Annotated in this window: 13 protein-coding genes and 1 tRNA gene; 3 read left to right on the top strand and 11 right to left on the bottom strand. The window is 65.9% G+C overall.

From position 1 onward, the window contains the following. Positions 1 to 48: 48 nt before the first annotated feature. Together LJE61_RS05245 and LJE61_RS05240 are read right to left on the bottom strand one after the other, a co-directional pair. Positions 49 to 1,593 carry a GTPase family protein gene (locus tag LJE61_RS05245; protein ID WP_296912308.1) on the bottom strand — a complete coding sequence of 515 codons (1,545 nt, stop codon included), beginning with the start codon at positions 1,591 to 1,593 and terminating at the stop codon, positions 49 to 51. Continuing rightward, positions 1,590 to 2,846: a YcjF family protein gene (locus tag LJE61_RS05240; RefSeq protein ID WP_296912303.1), complete on the bottom strand. Its 1,257-nt coding sequence runs from the start codon at positions 2,844 to 2,846 to the stop codon at positions 1,590 to 1,592. Before LJE61_RS05240 ends, LJE61_RS05245 begins: the two co-directional genes overlap by 4 nt. Before the next feature lie 198 nt (positions 2,847 to 3,044). Here LJE61_RS05240 and LJE61_RS05235 point away from each other — a divergent pair, with 198 nt between their 5' ends. Then, a complete protein-coding gene (locus tag LJE61_RS05235; RefSeq protein WP_296912301.1) occupies positions 3,045 to 3,983 on the top strand; it encodes a serine hydrolase in 939 nt (312 codons plus the stop codon). 151 nt (positions 3,984 to 4,134) lie between these two features. Here LJE61_RS05235 and LJE61_RS05230 read toward each other — a convergent pair whose 3' ends face one another. After that, on the bottom strand, positions 4,135 to 5,097 hold the full coding sequence (locus LJE61_RS05230; RefSeq protein ID WP_296912329.1) for a transporter: 963 nt from the start codon (positions 5,095 to 5,097) through the stop codon (positions 4,135 to 4,137). A gap of 322 nt (positions 5,098 to 5,419) precedes the next feature. After that, entirely contained in the window at positions 5,420 to 5,788 is a 369-nt protein-coding gene (locus LJE61_RS05225; protein WP_519972653.1) for an SPL family radical SAM protein, read from the bottom strand. Between the two features lie 199 nt (positions 5,789 to 5,987). Here LJE61_RS05225 and tsaA point away from each other — a divergent pair, with 199 nt between their 5' ends. Then, a complete protein-coding gene (gene tsaA / locus LJE61_RS05220) occupies positions 5,988 to 6,746 on the top strand; it encodes a tRNA (N6-threonylcarbamoyladenosine(37)-N6)-methyltransferase TrmO (protein WP_296912325.1) in 759 nt (252 codons plus the stop codon). Positions 6,747 to 6,916: 170 nt separating this feature from the next. Here tsaA and rlmB read toward each other — a convergent pair whose 3' ends face one another. Together rlmB and rnr are read right to left on the bottom strand one after the other, a co-directional pair. Then, positions 6,917 to 7,717 carry a 23S rRNA (guanosine(2251)-2'-O)-methyltransferase RlmB gene (gene rlmB / locus LJE61_RS05215; RefSeq protein ID WP_296910211.1) on the bottom strand — a complete coding sequence of 267 codons (801 nt, stop codon included), beginning with the start codon at positions 7,715 to 7,717 and terminating at the stop codon, positions 6,917 to 6,919. An 88-nt stretch (positions 7,718 to 7,805) separates the two neighbouring features. Next, positions 7,806 to 10,148, bottom strand: a complete 2,343-nt coding sequence (gene rnr / locus LJE61_RS05210; RefSeq protein WP_296910212.1) for a ribonuclease R — start codon at positions 10,146 to 10,148, stop codon at positions 7,806 to 7,808. Between the two features lie 115 nt (positions 10,149 to 10,263). Here rnr and LJE61_RS05205 point away from each other — a divergent pair. Continuing rightward, positions 10,264 to 10,350, top strand: a tRNA-Leu gene (locus tag LJE61_RS05205). A gap of 278 nt (positions 10,351 to 10,628) precedes the next feature. Here the strand turns inward: LJE61_RS05205 and mtnC are convergent. The 5 genes from mtnC to LJE61_RS05180 all read right to left on the bottom strand — a co-directional run bounded on the left by mtnC (position 10,629) and on the right by LJE61_RS05180 (position 15,629). Beyond that, a complete protein-coding gene (gene mtnC, locus LJE61_RS05200) occupies positions 10,629 to 11,312 on the bottom strand; it encodes an acireductone synthase (RefSeq protein WP_296910214.1) in 684 nt (227 codons plus the stop codon). A 5-nt stretch (positions 11,313 to 11,317) separates the two neighbouring features. Then, positions 11,318 to 11,857 carry a 1,2-dihydroxy-3-keto-5-methylthiopentene dioxygenase gene (locus tag LJE61_RS05195; protein ID WP_296910215.1) on the bottom strand — a complete coding sequence of 180 codons (540 nt, stop codon included), beginning with the start codon at positions 11,855 to 11,857 and terminating at the stop codon, positions 11,318 to 11,320. Continuing rightward, positions 11,854 to 12,474: a methylthioribulose 1-phosphate dehydratase gene (locus LJE61_RS05190; protein ID WP_296910216.1), complete on the bottom strand. Its 621-nt coding sequence runs from the start codon at positions 12,472 to 12,474 to the stop codon at positions 11,854 to 11,856. The genes LJE61_RS05195 and LJE61_RS05190 overlap by 4 nt, the downstream gene beginning before the upstream one ends. A gap of 312 nt (positions 12,475 to 12,786) precedes the next feature. Next, the gene (locus LJE61_RS05185) at positions 12,787 to 13,563 is read right to left on the bottom strand and encodes a DUF2189 domain-containing protein (RefSeq protein ID WP_296910217.1); all 777 of its coding nucleotides are present in this window, start codon (positions 13,561 to 13,563) and stop codon (positions 12,787 to 12,789) included. A 596-nt stretch (positions 13,564 to 14,159) separates the two neighbouring features. Beyond that, complete coding sequence (locus tag LJE61_RS05180; RefSeq protein ID WP_296910218.1) at positions 14,160 to 15,629, bottom strand: Do family serine endopeptidase; 1,470 nt, start codon at positions 15,627 to 15,629, stop codon at positions 14,160 to 14,162. Positions 15,630 to 15,634 lie beyond the last annotated feature (5 nt).

Below are 15,634 nucleotides of genomic sequence, written 5' to 3'. Positions count from 1 at the left end.
TCGGAGTTGGTCCGCGCGACGTCCCTGTCCCCATGCGCCGCCATGCGGCTATCGACGAGTGCGCCCGGGGCCGCCCCGTTCGGGAAGGGCCACCAGGAAGCGGCCGGCGTTGGCCAGCTGCCGCCGCACCAGCGACCAATTCTCCTCGCGTCTGCGCGCGTCCTGGCAGCGCAACAGGCGTGCGCGCTGCGCGGCGTCGAGGCGGTCCAGGATGGCGGACCACAGGACATCCTCGACATTGTAGATCCGCCCCGCGGCAAGACAGACCGGGATCACACTCTCGATCGGGGTCGCGAGATCGGCCGCAACCACCTCCACCGCGGCCAGGATGCTCTCGGCCTTCAGGCTCTCGGGCTCAGCCAGGTCATAGGGTGGCAGCCATTCGCGCACCGGCCGCAGCCGATCGATATGGGTGAGCACCACCAAGAGCGGGGGTGGATGTCGGCTCGGCTGATCTCGCAGGGTCGCCCGCAAGGAATCCAGGACTTCGCGATCGGCCTGCCGATCCGGACGATGTGCCGCGCTGACCCAGAGGATCATGTCGGCGTTCGCGGCCGCGGAGCGCAACGTCTGATCGTCCAGTGTCTCCGATCCCGGGGTGTCGAAGACAAGTGCGATGTCGAGGCCCTCGCGCTCCAACCGGTAAGGTGTCAAACGGCGTGTGGTATCCGGCAGCAGATCGGTCGCGACTCGAAGCTGACCGAACAGGCTGTTGATCAGGCTCGATTTGCCAGCGTTGGAGCGGCCCAGGACCAGGATCCGCAAGGGCTCGCCGGCCGGCCCCGCGTCGGCGTCGCGCAGGTCGCGCCGGGAGGCGGGCGTCAGTCGCACGTCGGGCCGTTCGTCCGCCAGCAGCAGCCGGCCGCTGTACAGCTCGATGGCGTAGGCGCCCACCTTGCGCACATACTCCTGCAGCAGCCAGCGATGGATCTCCTCTTGGGCCATGGCGTAGCCACGGCCCCGCAGGTGGATCCATGCCTCGCTGAGGAGCGCGTGTGCCGGGTTGATGACCCACTGCCCGGCGCGATAGATTCCGAGCAGACGATCCGCGAAGGGCTTCCAGCGATAGGCGCGGACCAGCGAGCCCACCGTCAACCGATGGCTGAAGGGAATGTTCTCCGCAATGGTGTCGCGCAGATCGCGGCTCGCCCGCTCGATGATCAGGAGCGCATGCGGGACGGTCAGCTCCAAAAGAGGCTGCTCGACCTCGGGATGATAGTGCCGGGCGACGCGCTCCAGCGTCTGCTGGCCCAGCAGACCGAGCCGCGTCCCCTCGCCGATCGGCCAGTCCTCCGGCTTGACCTTCGCCGCGAGGTCTTCGACCAAGACCCAGGCTTCGTCGGCCTCGGGCGGCCATTCCGGGTTGGCCGCGGTCTCCACCGCCAGCAGCCACCTGCGTTCGCGCCGATGCAGCCAGAATTGCAGACCGTAGCCGGCTGCGCTGAGCACCAGAAGCGCGACCAGCCAGAGCCGCAGCGCATGCGCCTCCCATAGCCAGAGGAGCCCCAAAGGCACGAGGGCCGCGACCGGGACCGCCCACAGCGACAGGGCGGCCAGACGCACGCGATCGATGCGGGTCAGAAGCGCCTTCATGATCGGTCGGACCTGACGAGGTCCTTCAGCAGCGCCGTGCCCCGATCAAGCTCGTCGGCAAAGGCACGGCGCAGGGCCTCAGCATCGGCCGGCAGTCCGCGCCTGCGGCGCGTGAGATGAAAGCCGGCGGCCTTGCCGAGCGCATAGGTGGTGGCCCCGCTCGCGGTGGCGCCCCAGAGGGCGCCGACCGTCTGACCCCAGACCGGGATCAGCTTGACGAGCCCCCTGCCCGCGCTGCGCGCGGCATAGCCGGCGCCGATCCCGGTGCCCAACAGGCCCAGAAACTCGAGAATGGCGCGGCGATCCCATTCCTGGCCATAGAGCGCGGCAAGGCTATGGAGCATCTTGGCCTGGATCGCCGGCACGCCCACCAGATCGACCACCGGCAAGGCGCCTACGCCCGCCGCCGCGAGGGCATAGCCGAGGATATGGGGATGCGCGGACCGCTCATAGGCGTCACGGACACCGGCATCGCTGAAGAGCAACGCATGAAGACGGATCGCGGAAACGGCATCGATCGCACGCCACAGTGCCTCCAGACCGTAATCCGGCGGATCGTATCCATCCTCGGGCGCGGTGAGATCGACCGGGACCCAGCGCTCGGGAACCTCTCCCGGCAGCTTGCCCGCGCGGTCTCGCTGGGCTCGCAGCGCACGGATGAGGTCAGGAGGCACCGATGCAGGCCAAGGCTCCTGATCGAACGGGTAAGGCAGGGGATGCTCGCCTTCCGGGGGATAGGCCTCATGGAGTCCGGTCTGGGCGATCACCAGCGGCCACTCAGGGTGCCGCCGGCGGACCTCGCGCAAGACCTCGAGCACCTGCTCCTGACGAATATCCGTCGTCTTCATCACGGCCAGCAGGAGGTGCGCCTGCGACTCGCAATACCTGATGTCCGGATCCGGGTCGTAGGCGACCTCGCCGAGTCCCCGAGTGTCGAGAAAGCGAACCAGGGGGGCCTCGGTCGGAAAGTCGTAGAGACGCGTCGTCGCCGTGCAGGGCTGGAAACCATTGCCGATCTCTGCCCGAGGGCTCCCGGTCAGCGCGCGGATGATGGAGGTCTTACCGGACTGTGTCTTACCGATCATCCAGACAACCGGTAACGGGTGTCTCGCGCGGGCCGCCCGCAACGCCTCGGCGAGCGTCCCCTCGTCGATCTTCGGCTCGAGCAGGACGTCGCGTAATCCGCGCCAGCGGTCCGACCAGTCAGTCCAGCGGCGAGCGCCCATCGTCTTGTCTCGTCTGAGTGTCGTCATCGGCCACTGCCGCGACCCACCGGCAAAGCTTCATCCCCGGAATCGACCCTGAGCCAACCCCAGGCAACCGCCACCCTCAATCTGAGCGGACCCCAACGATCGCTGTCGCCTGTGCGATAATCCGCGGACACAGCCGGCCAACCCTCCAATCGCCCGCTGCACGCACCCCCGATCCATCATCATCGAGAAGCCGCTGTCATGCCTTCGTTGCCGTCATCCTTGCAAGTCCTGCCGCCCGCCCAGCCAGCGACCCTGGTGAGAGGCCAGGGCGCTGCATTCGCGTCAGTCCTGTTGATCATGGGTCTCTTGCTCGCCGGAGACACCTCGGCGGCGGCCCAACACGGTGGCAGCGCAGCATCCGGCGACGCCGACCCGATTCTGCAGATTCGTTCGGCCAGTGCACTGATCATCGACGACAAGGGTCAGCGCCTCTATGGTAAGAACACCTACCAGGTCAAACCCATCGCCTCCATCACCAAGCTGATGACGGCGATGGTCGTCCTGGACGCGGGCGCGGCGATGAATACGGCGATCACCATCGTCGACCAGGATCGCGATCGCGTGCGCAACAGCCGCTCACGGTTGCGGATCGGCGAGGCGACCCTCTCGCGCCGCGAGATGCTGACGGTCGCACTCATGTCGTCCGACAATCGCGCGGCCGCTGCGCTCGCCCGCACCACATTCCCCGGCGGCACCCCACGTTTCGTCGACGCCATGAACCGCAAGGCGCAGACGCTCGGCATGTCCGACACCTGGTTCGCCGACGCCACCGGACTGGATAATCGCAACCGCTCCACCGCGGAGGACCTGGTCAAGATGATCCGCGCCGCGGCCGAGTACCGCCTCATCCGCGAGGCCACGACGCGGGGCGAGCTCTCGGTCTATCCGTTCGCCGGTGCCGGTCCGCTAGAGTACCGCAACACCAACCCGTTGGTCAGAAACCCCAACTGGCACGTCGAGCTGAGCAAGACCGGCTTCATCAACGAATCCGGCCACTGCCTGGTCATGCAGACTCGCATCGGCGGTCGGCGTCTCTATGTCGTGCTGCTCGATGCGGTTGGCAAGCTGACCCCGGTGGGCGACTCGAACCGACTGCGGACCTGGCTCGCCGACGGGCGGCGTATCGCCGAGAACTGATCCCCGGAAGACTGGAAGACCATGCCCCCACGCACGCCCACCAACAACAGGCACAGGATTCCGATCCATTCGCGCTCGACCACGGCCAACTCTATGCCTTGGCCGCGGCTGATATCGTTCGCGCCGGACGTCGCCCGTTTCGTGCCGGACATCAATTGAAATGATGCACGAACCTCAGATTGAATCGCGTCCCCTCCGGCCGGTTCTCCACATTGGTCTCCCAATAGGCATTGGCGAAGAGATGGTTGTCCTTCGAGAAGTGGTAAACCAGGCCCGGACCGATGCCGAGGACCTGCTCCTCGCTGTCGCGAACGTCCCGTCCGTTGACCTTGCTCTCGGTGATCTGCTTCAGGTAATAGCCATTGACACCGAGGCGTAGCCGATTCGGCAGCACCTCGTAGGCGCTCGCGAAATTGAGATGGATCGCCTGGCCGGCCTGCGCGTCCTCGGCACCGAGCGGCTTGAAGGGATCTTCGTTCTCGGCGTTCCAGAGATAATGCAGGCGCCAGGAGGCGGTCCATTTGGGCGTCAGAAAGACCGTCGCGGCCCAGTATGGATTGAACGAAAACACGTTGCTGCCGACGTTGAGTGCCCGGTCCGAGTCATAGGCCCCGGTGGGGAAGATCAACTGGAATTCGACCCGCTGCACGAATCTCGGCCCGTTGGGGCCCATGATGGGATCCCATTGCAGGTAGGGGCCGATCAGGAGGTCGCCCAGATTCCCGCTGTTTGCGGACAAGGCGAAGTTGTCCTCTGGGTCCAGATCGAAGCTGGCATAGGGCAGAATCAGGTTCATGCCCCACTTACCGCCGAGCAGGAGTGGTTGATCGGACTGATAGATGAGCTGGGTCAGGCCGCTGTTGACGTCGACCTCTGCCTTCTCGAGACCGCGGGCGGTCGGCAGGCGCAGATCATCGCCGCCCGAATCCTTGAGCCGACCATTGCGGTAGAGCTGGAGATATTGCTGCACATACCAGCCCGGCCCGGCGGGCGGCGCACCGTCGAGAAAGCTGGTCGAGCCGAGATTCACCGCCGGGAGGTCATATGCCTGGGCCAGTGCAGCCATGCCCAGTCCGGCCACAGCCGCCAACAGCGTTACATTCTGGTTCGCCATCATCACGCCTCTGATTCACTCGAGCCCGTTGCTCAGTTCCGCTAGATACGCGACGCTGTCCAAAGATCGGCCGAACGCCAAAACGCACTTCCACAGCGCCTTGATCACCACTCGCCCAGGCGACCGAGCATTCCGGCACCGACACATGCCGTGGGAAGCGCCGGGCTTGTCAGCGCTTCCTCGGACGCGGCCGTGCATCGACCCGCCGAAGGCTGGAGAAGCATAAGTGAGTTTGGCCCGCGTGACAAAATGATGTCCAACCCTGGTGAGCGTCCAGCGCCTTTCCGGCACATGCCGTCATGCTGACACCAATCAGGATCCCTCAAACAGGTCGAGCTGATCCCCCGGAAGCCGCGGCGGCACACTCGAGGATCCGTTCCAGGTCCCCGTCCGTGAACCCCGGAATCAGCGGCGAGACCAGGACGCCTACGGGCACGCCGGCCTGGGCGAGCGCACGGACGGCTCCCAGACGACGCCAGGGGGCGGCGGCCCGAGGCTCCAGACAACGCGCCAGGGCGGGATCGAGCGTCGTGACCGGGACCTGCACCGCGATCAGGCGCTGCCGCGCCATGGGGATCAGGAGGTCCCGATCGCGAAGAACGGAGGCAAACTTGGTGGTGATGACGACCGGATGGCGACAGTCCGGGTTGAAGGTCGCACCGCGCCCGACCGGTCTTGCCTGCTCGCTCATCCAGGCCTCCCATCGCACCCGCTCACCGATCGGCGCAAACGGCACCGCGGCTTCGTCCCCTGACCGGACGTCCGGCCGGTCGTCGCACAGGCGGGTTCAGCCGGCCACCCGACGAAAGGCTGGCCGGTCAGGCTGAAGGCTGACCGCCGCCCGCGTTGCAGAGGATAATGCCTTCATGACGATCAAGACAGGCGAGCCCATGCGTCTGGCCTTCTCGCCCATCGGCTATGTGCGTTCCCCCTATACCGACAAGTTCGGTATCCCCCGTCAACCCGGCTTGGTCACGGCTGCCGAGGCCCGTGTGGAGCTTCTTCCGGACTATGCACGGGAAGAGGCCTTCAAGGGCCTCGATGGCTTTTCCCATATCTGGATCCTGTTCGTCTTTCATGACGACTGCCTCACGGCCGGCTGGAGCCCGACGGTCCGGCCGCCGCGGCTGGGGGGGCGCGAGAGCGTCGGCGTCTTTGCCAGCCGCGCCCCCTATCGGCCGAACCCGATCGGGATCTCGGCGGTCGAGCAGCTCGGGCTGGTCAGGGATCCAGGCGGTCTGGCGCTCAGGGTCCGGGGGATTGATCTGCTCGACGGGACCCCGGTCCTGGACATCAAGCCCTATGTTCCCTATGCCGACGCGCTCCCTGCTGCTCGAGGCGGCTTCGCCACGACGCCCGGGATCAGGGCGGGGCAGGTCATCTTCTCCGACCAGGCCTTGCAGGGGATCGCCGCAGCCGATCCGCACGGCGAGCGCCGATTGCGCGAGCTGATCGAGCAGGTCCTGGCCCAGGACCCGCGCCCGGGCTACATGGATCGCTATCCGGAACGACGGGAGTTCGGCATCAGGCTATACGATCGAAACATCCGCTGGAGGATGGACGCGGACGCCATGCGGGTGGTCTCCGTCGAACCCGTCGCCGAGGAAACCGTCAGGGGTCGGGGGAATCGGGCGGAAAGGCACGGCTGAGCCGCAAATGGGCGAAGCGTGCAATGGATTCCCAACGCTTGAAGCCATGCTGCGCTCACCGATCGTGCGGTGAGTCATCAGGTCACCACAACACAATTGGCTTTGCTTCCGGCCTGGTTGCTGATTCGATTCAAGACGCCGGATTCGGTCTCCATGGCTGCGGTGACGGGTCAGGCCCCAAACCGGCGTTGGCGCAGCGCCTCGTAGAGACAGATACCCGCGGCCACCGAGACATTGAGGCTCTCCACCCTGCCGCACATGGGCAGACGGACCAGGCGGTCGCACCGCTCGCGGGTCAGCCGCCGCAGCCCGCTGCCTTCGCTGCCCATGACCAGACCGAGCGGCCCGGTGAGGTCCGCTGCGTAGAGCTCGGTCCCGGCGTCGCCGGCGGTACCGGTGAGCCAGACACCTTGCTCCTTGAGCCGATCCATCGTTCGCGCGAGATTGGTGACCTGGACATAGGGGAGTGTCTCCGCCGCGCCGCTCGCGACCTTGCAGACCACGGGCGTGAGCCCGACCGCATTGTCCTTCGGTGCAATCAGGGCGTGAACGCCGGCCGCCTCGGCGGCGCGCAGACAGGCCCCCAGGTTGTGGGGATCCTGCACCGCGTCGAGAAGGAGGAGGAAGGGCGGGTCTTCGATCCGGTCCAGGAGTGCAACGAGGTCCTGCTCCGAACGCGCGACCGGGACCCTGATCCAGGCCAAGGCGCCCTGATGATTGGCGCCTTCCGTGACGCGTTCGAGCTCCCCGCGCTCAACCTGACGCAGCTTGACACCCGAAGCACCCGCGACATCCGCGAGCTCGACGAGGCGCCGGTCACGGCGACCGAGGTCCAGCCAGAGCTCGTCGACCCCCTCGCTTCCGAACTTCAGCGCCGCGCGCACGCTGTGGATGCCCCAAACCGGGTGCAGATCCTTGCCGCGCCGCGGCTCCCCGCCTCGACTCTCGACACCGCGGGCCGAACCCGTCATGCGACCGGCTGATGATGGCCAGGATGGCGATGAATCAGCATCTCTTCGGGGTTTCGATTTGTGGATTCAGCTCCGTCGTCGGAGTCAATCACGACGCCGGCCCCGCTCCCGCGGGCTTGCGCTTGCGTCGGCTGCGTGAGCGCGGCTTGTTGCTGCGCTCGGCGGCCGGCTGCGCCTGAGCAGGTGCCTGGCCGGCAGACCTCTGCTTGGCCTTCGGCCTGGGCTTGCGCTCGGCCGACCCCTTCGGCTCGGCCAACACGAAATCGATCTTACGATCGTCCAGGCTCACGGCGGCCACTTGGACCCTGAGGCGATCACCCAGGCGATACACGGTACCGGTACGCTCCCCGTGGAGACGATGACCGATGGGGTCGAAATGGTAGAAGTCGTTATCCAAGGCCGTGATGTGCACCAGTCCGTCGACATACACCTCGTCGAGCTCGACAAAGATGCCGAACGAGTTGACGCTGGTGATGGTGCCGTCGAACTGCTCGCCGAGCTTGTCCTGCATGAACTCGCACTTGAGCCAATCCTCCGCATCGCGGGTTGCTTCGTCGGCGCGCCGTTCAGTCCCAGAGCAGTGCTCCCCGATCTGCTGCAGTTCCGTCTTGGAGAGGTCCAGGTCCGCTGCCGTCCCTCCGGCGAGCATGTGCTTGACGATGCGATGGACGACCAGGTCCGGATAGCGCCGGATCGGTGAGGTGAAGTGGGTGTACGCCTCGTAGGCCAGGCCGAAATGGCCTGCGTTGTCCGAGCTGTACATCGCCTGCTGCATGGAGCGCAGCAACACGGTCTGAATAAGATGGCGGTCCGGGCGGTCCTCGACCACCTCGAGCAGCGCCGCGTAGTCCTTCGCGGTGGGTCGCTCGCCGCCCGGAAGCCTGAGTCCGAGCTGGCCCAGGAACTCCCGCAGATCGCTCAATTTCTCCGGGCTCGGCAGATCATGGATGCGATAGAGCGCAGGGACTTTCCTGCGCTCGAACAGACGCGCGGCTGCCACATTCGCGGCCAGCATGCACTCCTCAATCATGCGGTGAGCGTCGTTGCGGATCAGCGGGACGACCGCGGCGATACGTCCCTGGTCGTTGAACTCGAACTTGGTCTCGACGGTATCGAAGTCGATGGCGCCGCGCTCTGCACGTGCTTGGTGCAATGTGCGATAGAGTGCGTGCAGCTCATGCAGATGAGGCAGCAGATCCGCGTGGCGCTCGCAGAGCTCCACGTCTTCGCCCACGATCATGGCGGCCACCTGATCGTAGGTAAGACGGGCATGGGAGCGCATCACGGCCTCGAAAAAGCGGGTGCGCGTCACCTTCCCCTCGGCATTGATATACAGCTCGGCGGTCATGCACAGGCGGTCGACCCGCGGATTGATCGAGCAGAGGCCGTTGGACAGCACCTCCGGCAGCATCGGGATGACCCGGTCGGGGAAATAGACCGAGTTCCCCCTCGCATAGGCCTCGGCATCCAAGGCCGTGCCCGGCGACACATAAGCCGAGACGTCGGCGATACTGACCAGGAGCTTCCAGCCTTTCGGCTTGCGCTCACAATAGACGGCGTCGTCGAAGTCTCGGGCGTCGGCCCCATCGATGGTGACCAAGGGGAGCGCGCGCAGATCCGTGCGACCCGCCTTCGCCGCTTCCGGGACCTCGCTGCGGAGTCGGGCGATCTCGGCCTCCACCTCGGGCGGCCACTCCACCGGAAGGTCGTGGGCGCGGATCGCGATGTCCGTCTCCATCCCCGGCGCCATATGGTCGCCCAAGACCTCCAGAATCCGACCGATCGGCTGGGTTCGCTGGGTAGGCTGGTCGGTGATCTCGGCGACCACGATCTGGCCCTGCTCGGCCCCGGCCATCCGATCGCTCGGGATGATGATGTCGTGGTTCAGCCGCTTGTTGTCCGGCATGACGAAACCGACGCCGCTCTCCTTGTAGAGGCGCCCGACGACGGTCCGGGTCTTCCGCTCCAGGATCTCGACGACCGCACCTTCGAGCCGACCCCGTCGATCGCGGCCGGCGACCCGCACCACCACGCGATCGCCGTGGAAGAGCGCGCGCATCTCCTTGGGATAGAGAAAAAGGTCGTCACCACCCTCGTCCGGGCGCACGAACCCGAACCCATCGGCATGCCCGATCACACGGCCGGCAATGAGGTCGCGCTTGTTCACCAGGCAGAAGGCCTGATTGCGATTACGGACCAGCTGACCGTCGCGCACCATCGCGGCGAGGCGGCGCTCCAGTGCGATGAGGTCTTGCTCGTCGGTCAGGTGGAGTGTGGCGGCAAGCGCGTCCGCGCCGAGCGGTGCACCGAGATTGGAGAGGGTCTCGAGGATGAATTCCCGACTCGGAATGGGGTTCGCGTACTTTTTTGCCTCGCGCTGGCGATGCGGATCCGCATCCTTGGCGGCTGTGGGGGTTCGGCGTCGTGTCACGTGAGCTGGTTCTGTTTCGCAAAGGGTTAGTGTACCCTTGACACCCTTTGACTGTCTCACTAATATTCCGGCCTCGCTACGGATGACCGGTGTGACCGGCCGCATCCGACCTCACGCCGAGGTGGCGGAATTGGTAGACGCGCATGGTTCAGGTCCATGTGGGCGAAAGCTCGTGGAGGTTCAAGTCCTCTCCTCGGCACCACCCCATGCCAGCACACTGGGGCGCGCATCAGACCCCGGTCCGCTGCCTCTCTCGGACCATCCCCCCATCGCTGCACCGCCTGAGGAACCACCGCCCCTGATCGGAGGACGGCCGTCGGTCCACGCGGGAGCCCTTGCACAACCGCAGAGCAGAGGCCAGTCCCGGCACCGCGGACGCGCCCTGCCCTTCGTGGGGCTCGTCCGGGCCAGGTGTCTGGGAAGGTCAGAACGCCGTCAGGCGGACGCGCGACGCCTGGATCCGGGGCCGATCAACGGACGTCAGCTCTGGCGCAGTTGGACAGCATCGAAATCCTCGGCAACCGGGTGATCGCCGCAGGGGCCGGTGACCGCTTCGCGGCGCAGCGCTGTGGTCAACATCCCGGCCTGCCGGGCGGCGTCGAGCTCCTCGCGACTGTCGGAGAGGAAGAGGATGTCGCGGGCGGGCATGCCGATAGCGGCGACGATGGCGCGGTAGGCGGCGCTGTCGCGTTTGCCCCCGATCCGGGTGTCGAAGAATCCGGAGAAGAGCGGCGTCAGGTCGCCGTGCTCCGTATGGCCGAGCAGCAGCTTCTGGGCATGCACCGAGCCGGAGGAGTAGACATAGAGACGCATGCCGGCGTCGTGCCACTCGCGAAGGCGGCGGGCCGCGTCCTCGTAGACATGGCCGCGGAAGTCGCCTCGGGCGTACCCCTCCTCCCAGATCAGCCCCTGCAACGCCTTGAGCGGTGTGATCTTGAGATCAGCCGCGATCCACTCGAGCATCTCCCTGATCAGGGCATCCTCTCGAGGTGTCCCGCCGGCATGGTCGCGCGCCGCATCGAGCAGCCGCGACACCTCCGGGTCATTGCGACGCGCGCGGACGAATGCGGGGAGCCGTTGCGCCGCATAGGGAAACAAGACGTCCTTGACGAAGGAGAGGCTCGAGGTCGTCCCCTCGACATCGGTGAGGATCGCCCTGACCATTCGCGCTACTCGTAGCGTGGGAAACGTGACGCGATGTCGCTGCCGGTGAAGTTGGCCACCCAGCCCTCCGGGTTGGTGAAGAGGCGGATCGCGGTGAATGACGGGCGCGGTCCCATGTCGAACCAATGGGCCGTGCCGTGGGGAACACTGATGAGGTCTCCCTGCTCACAGATGACCGCGTAGACCCGCTCCCGCGCATGCAAGTAGAACAGCCCACTGCCCTCGACGAAGAAACGGACCTCGAATTCGGCGTGGGTGTGCTCCTCAAGGAATTTCGCGCGCAGGGCATCCCGGTCGGGATGGTCGGGCGTCATGCGCAGGACGTCTACGGAGCTGAACCCACAGTCGTTCATCAGGCGATCGATGTCGCGTCGATAGGCGGCGATCACCTCATCGGACGTGGCCTCGGCGGACAAGGCCGAATCGGCCCGCCAACGTTCGAAGTTGACGCCGATCTCACCGAGCTCGCGTCGGATCTCGGCGGGCTCTATGCAGACAGACTCGGACGGCGGCCCGTTTTCGGAATAGACGCGCAGCTCGCTCATCGGGTCATCCTCCTGGTCAGGGTTTCGCACTCGAGCAGGAACTCGAACGCCTCGGTCTGCCGACGCGCGTCGGCGACGCTGCTGCCCCAGGTGTAGAGGCCGTGGCCGGCAATCAAGTAGGCCGGCAGAACCGGCCCGTGCTCCAGCGCCTGCTCGACGCGCTGCGCAAGACGCGGGATGTCCTGGTCGTTGTCGAGAACGGGCAATCTCAGGATCGCCTCATGTGTCTCGATTCCGGGCAGCGCCTTGAGCAGCTCATAGTCGGATAGGACGAGGGCATCCCCCGCCAGGCGTGAGAGGACCGTGGCCGGGACGGAGTGGGTGTGCAGCACCGCACCGATTGCCGGGTCGCGGCGATAGAGCATGAGATGCAGAAGGCTCTCTGCGGACGGCCGACAGCCATCGGTGAGGGTGCCACCGTCAAGGTCGAGCACCATGATCCCACTCTCGTCCAGCTCGCCCTTGTGACGGCCGGACACGGTCATGGCAATCCGGCGCCCGTCGAGCCGCGCCGAAAGGTTTCCGGAGGTCGCGGGCAACCAGCCGCGGGAAAAGCAGAAGCGTCCCACGGCCACCAGCTCGGCTGCGCGTGTTCTGAAGACCTCGTCGTCGCCCATCGGATTTATGCCGCTCAAAGCGGCAATTTAAGCCAGACGCCCCGACGGGTCCACCTCATGCGGGCCGCTTGTTGGCGAGGTCCGGTCCGGACAACCCGCGGCGTGACGGCCGGGTCCAGCCGGAAGATGGACCGGGACGGGGTGGAGCGAGCGGTTACCGCTCGGAGGCTGCCCGTGGCGTGCTCGACTCAGCAGCCTCACCCGGTAGGCGAGAGGTCAAGAACCATCATTAGGAGAACCGACCGCGCGGTTGCACGCGCGGCCGGCAGCAATGGTCAAACGGGGCGCCTCCAGAAGACACCCGGGGTTGGCTCACGGCTGCCGCACCAGATCGCGGTAGGCATGCCAGGTCGCGTGGCCGAGGATCGGAAACACGACGACCATCCCGACGAGAAACGTCATGAAGCCGACGCCGACCAGCGTGGCGATCAGCGCGGCCCACACGATCATCGCCGGCAGATCCGCCAAGGTGACGCGCAGGCTCGTGCGGATAGCGGTTGCCGCATCGGAGCCCCGGTCGATGATCATCGGCACCGAGACAACCGATCGCGCGAAGACGACGCAGGCCAGAACGCCGCCGACGACCAGATAGGACACCGCCTGTGCGGCGGTCACCTGCTCGAGCACACCACCCCAGATCGTCGCGCCGACACTCGGCCCTGCACTACCCAAGGCCAGATAAAGCATCATGGTCGAGGCTGCGAACCAGACCGCGCTGATCGCCAGCAGGCCGCCCGAGAACCGCAGCAAGGCCTCGCGATTGCGCGAGAGCACCGACAGTGAGGTGTCGAAATCGCCGCGCTCACCGGACAGCCTGCGCCGTGACAACTCGCACAGGCCAGCCGTCAAAAGCGGACCGACCAGCAGGAAACCGGAGATGCTCGCCGCGATGAGGTACGGGTGGCGCCAAAAGCCAAGGATCACTGTACCCAGGATCGACACCATCAATCCGTAGGCCAGGCTGGCGCGCGGCGTGTGGCGCAGGTCATCCCAACCCCTGCTGAGCCAGACAAAGGGCCGCGTCAGCGGAATATGGGACACGGGCAGCGCGCCGACCGGATGTCCGCGCAGATGGGTTGCGGTACTCATGAGGACTCCTCCCAAGAATCGTTGTGCTGCGGCGGCGCACAGGCCCGGAGCATGACCGCGCCGTTCTCCCGCATCACAACAGGGTGCCGAAGGCCCGCGGTCTGTCACCCAGCGCTGAAGAATCGACCCTTCCCGGCACGCACGACGGCGAGGCCTCCCACTGCCCTTCGCCGAATGGCCATGGAGAAACGGCGAACCCGCCAGCTGCTGCTCCGTGCTGTTGGTTGGCGAGGATTGCTCGTCAATCAGCAAGCCATGCCGCACGTCCGGAATCCGTCCCGCCGCCGCCCGTTAAAACCAACCTTTACGCTTGGTTTTGCAACTAAGGATAGTCCTTGGGCAGGCGATTGGCAAGGTCCATACGGCCCTGCTTGGCCGGAAACCCGGACGCCCCCGGCTGAGCGGCCCGGGACCGAAAAGCGGCAGACGAAGTCCAGAGGGGGATGCTGACCAATCGCGATCCCGACCATCATCAGCTCGGAAGGCTCCCTGTACAGGCACTGAGGTGCCTGCACAGGCCGGGGCCTCCTGCCCCGGCGGAAAAATGCTCTAAACGTCCGCGCTTCCAAAAAGGCCGCTGCGCGAACGAGTGGCGCTCACCAGCTCAGCACGACGAAGCGTTGCATGCCCTCTTTCCGAACCAGAAAGAGGACCCGTCCCGTCTTGCGCCCAGCCTTGACGGCGTTCTGGAAGTCGCCGACGTTCTTCACCCATTGGCGGTTGACCTGAAGGATCAGCGTCCCTGGCTCGATTCCGGCCGTGGCGGCGATCGAGCCCGGCTTGACCTCGGTCACGAGGACGCCTTCACCGGGCTGACCGCCGAATTGCTCGGCGAGCTGGGGGGTCAGGGTCTGCACGGTGAGTCCGAGCTCGTCGCTGGTCTGGGCCGGGGCGGCAGATGCAAACGCGTCTGGGGTGAGCGTGCCGATGGTCACCTGCAGCGTCTGGCGCTCACCCTCGCGCACAATGGTGAGATCCTGACTGGTTCCCGGCGTGGTCAGTGCGACCCGATTCCGGAAATTCCCCACGTCGCTGACCGGCTCACCACGATAGGCGACAATGACGTCGCCCTGCCGCAGCCCCGCCTTGGCCGCGGGTGAATCATCGGAAACCTGGGCAATCAGGATGCCTTCACCCTGGGACATCCCGAAGGATTCCGCCAGATCCGCGGTCAAGGGCTGAATGACGATCCCCAGGTATCCGCGCGTGACCTCCCCTCGCTCGATCAACTGATTGGCGATGGCATTGGCCAGATTGATGGGGATAGCGAAACCCACGCCCATGTAGCCGCCACTGCGGCTGAAGATCGCGGTGTTCATGCCCACCACCTCACCATCGAGATTGACGAGCGGGCCGCCGGAGTTGCCTGGATTGATGGCCGCGTCGGTCTGGATGAAGTCCTCGTAGTCGTTGATGCCCAGGCTGGTGCGCCCCGTTGCGCTGACCACACCCACCGTCAGTGTATGGCTGAGTCCGAACGGGTTGCCGATCGCAACCACCCACTCCCCGACCTCGAGCTGCGATGAGTCAGCCATGGTCAGCGCGGGCAGACCACCGGACTTCAACTCGATGACCGCCACATCGGACTGTGGATCACGGCCGGTCACCTCGGCTTCGAGCTCCCGCCCATCCTGAAATGTCACGCGGATCTTCTGTGCACCCTCGACCACGTGATTGTTGGTCATGATATAGGTCTTGTCGGCCAGGAGCCCCTTCTGCGCGGTGAAGACGAAACCAGAGCCCTGCCCCATCACGCGCGGCTCACTCGGCGCCTCTGGCTGAGGTCCGCTCGGACCACCGGGAAAGCGATCACCGAAGAAGCGTCTGAAGAACTCTTCGCCGAAGGGGAACTCCTCCCCGAACGGCGCGCCGAGCGGTGCCTCCCCCATGGCGGCGCCCTGACCTTCGACCTGAATGAAGACCACCGAAGGGGAAACGGCCCGTGCGACCGAGGCGAACGCCTTGCTGGTCTCGCGCAGGCTCTCCACGCCGCCGTCCAACGCCTGCGCCGGCCCGGTCAGGAAAGCGGCCAGTGCCAGACTGAAAATGAATCGATCTGATCTCATTGTTT

The organism is Thiocapsa sp., from assembly GCF_022340925.1.
Classification (GTDB): Bacteria; Pseudomonadota; Gammaproteobacteria; order Chromatiales; family Chromatiaceae; genus Thiocapsa.
Note: the sequence above shows the minus strand (reverse complement) of the source record. Positions and strands in the feature narration are given on the sequence as shown.

What these genes read in the sequence shown, in the direction of transcription:
- LJE61_RS05190 (WP_296910216.1), bottom strand. Translation starts at nt 12,474, where the DNA reads ATGGGCGACGACGAGGTCTTCAGAACACGCGCAGCCGAGCTGGTGGCC.
- LJE61_RS05195 (WP_296910215.1), bottom strand. Translation starts at nt 11,857, where the DNA reads ATGAGCGAGCTGCGCGTCTATTCCGAAAACGGGCCGCCGTCCGAGTCT.
- LJE61_RS05185 (WP_296910217.1), bottom strand. Translation starts at nt 13,563, where the DNA reads ATGAGTACCGCAACCCATCTGCGCGGACATCCGGTCGGCGCGCTGCCC.
- LJE61_RS05230 (WP_296912329.1), bottom strand. Translation starts at nt 5,097, where the DNA reads ATGGCGAACCAGAATGTAACGCTGTTGGCGGCTGTGGCCGGACTGGGC.
- LJE61_RS05225 (WP_519972653.1), bottom strand. Translation starts at nt 5,788, where the DNA reads ATGAGCGAGCAGGCAAGACCGGTCGGGCGCGGTGCGACCTTCAACCCG.
- mtnC (WP_296910214.1), bottom strand. Translation starts at nt 11,312, where the DNA reads ATGGTCAGGGCGATCCTCACCGATGTCGAGGGGACGACCTCGAGCCTC.
- LJE61_RS05240 (WP_296912303.1), bottom strand. Translation starts at nt 2,846, where the DNA reads ATGACGACACTCAGACGAGACAAGACGATGGGCGCTCGCCGCTGGACT.
- tsaA (WP_296912325.1), top strand. Translation starts at nt 5,988, where the DNA reads ATGCGTCTGGCCTTCTCGCCCATCGGCTATGTGCGTTCCCCCTATACC.
- LJE61_RS05245 (WP_296912308.1), bottom strand. Translation starts at nt 1,593, where the DNA reads ATGAAGGCGCTTCTGACCCGCATCGATCGCGTGCGTCTGGCCGCCCTG.
- rlmB (WP_296910211.1), bottom strand. Translation starts at nt 7,717, where the DNA reads ATGACGGGTTCGGCCCGCGGTGTCGAGAGTCGAGGCGGGGAGCCGCGG.
- LJE61_RS05180 (WP_296910218.1), bottom strand. Translation starts at nt 15,629, where the DNA reads ATGAGATCAGATCGATTCATTTTCAGTCTGGCACTGGCCGCTTTCCTG.
- LJE61_RS05235 (WP_296912301.1), top strand. Translation starts at nt 3,045, where the DNA reads ATGCCTTCGTTGCCGTCATCCTTGCAAGTCCTGCCGCCCGCCCAGCCA.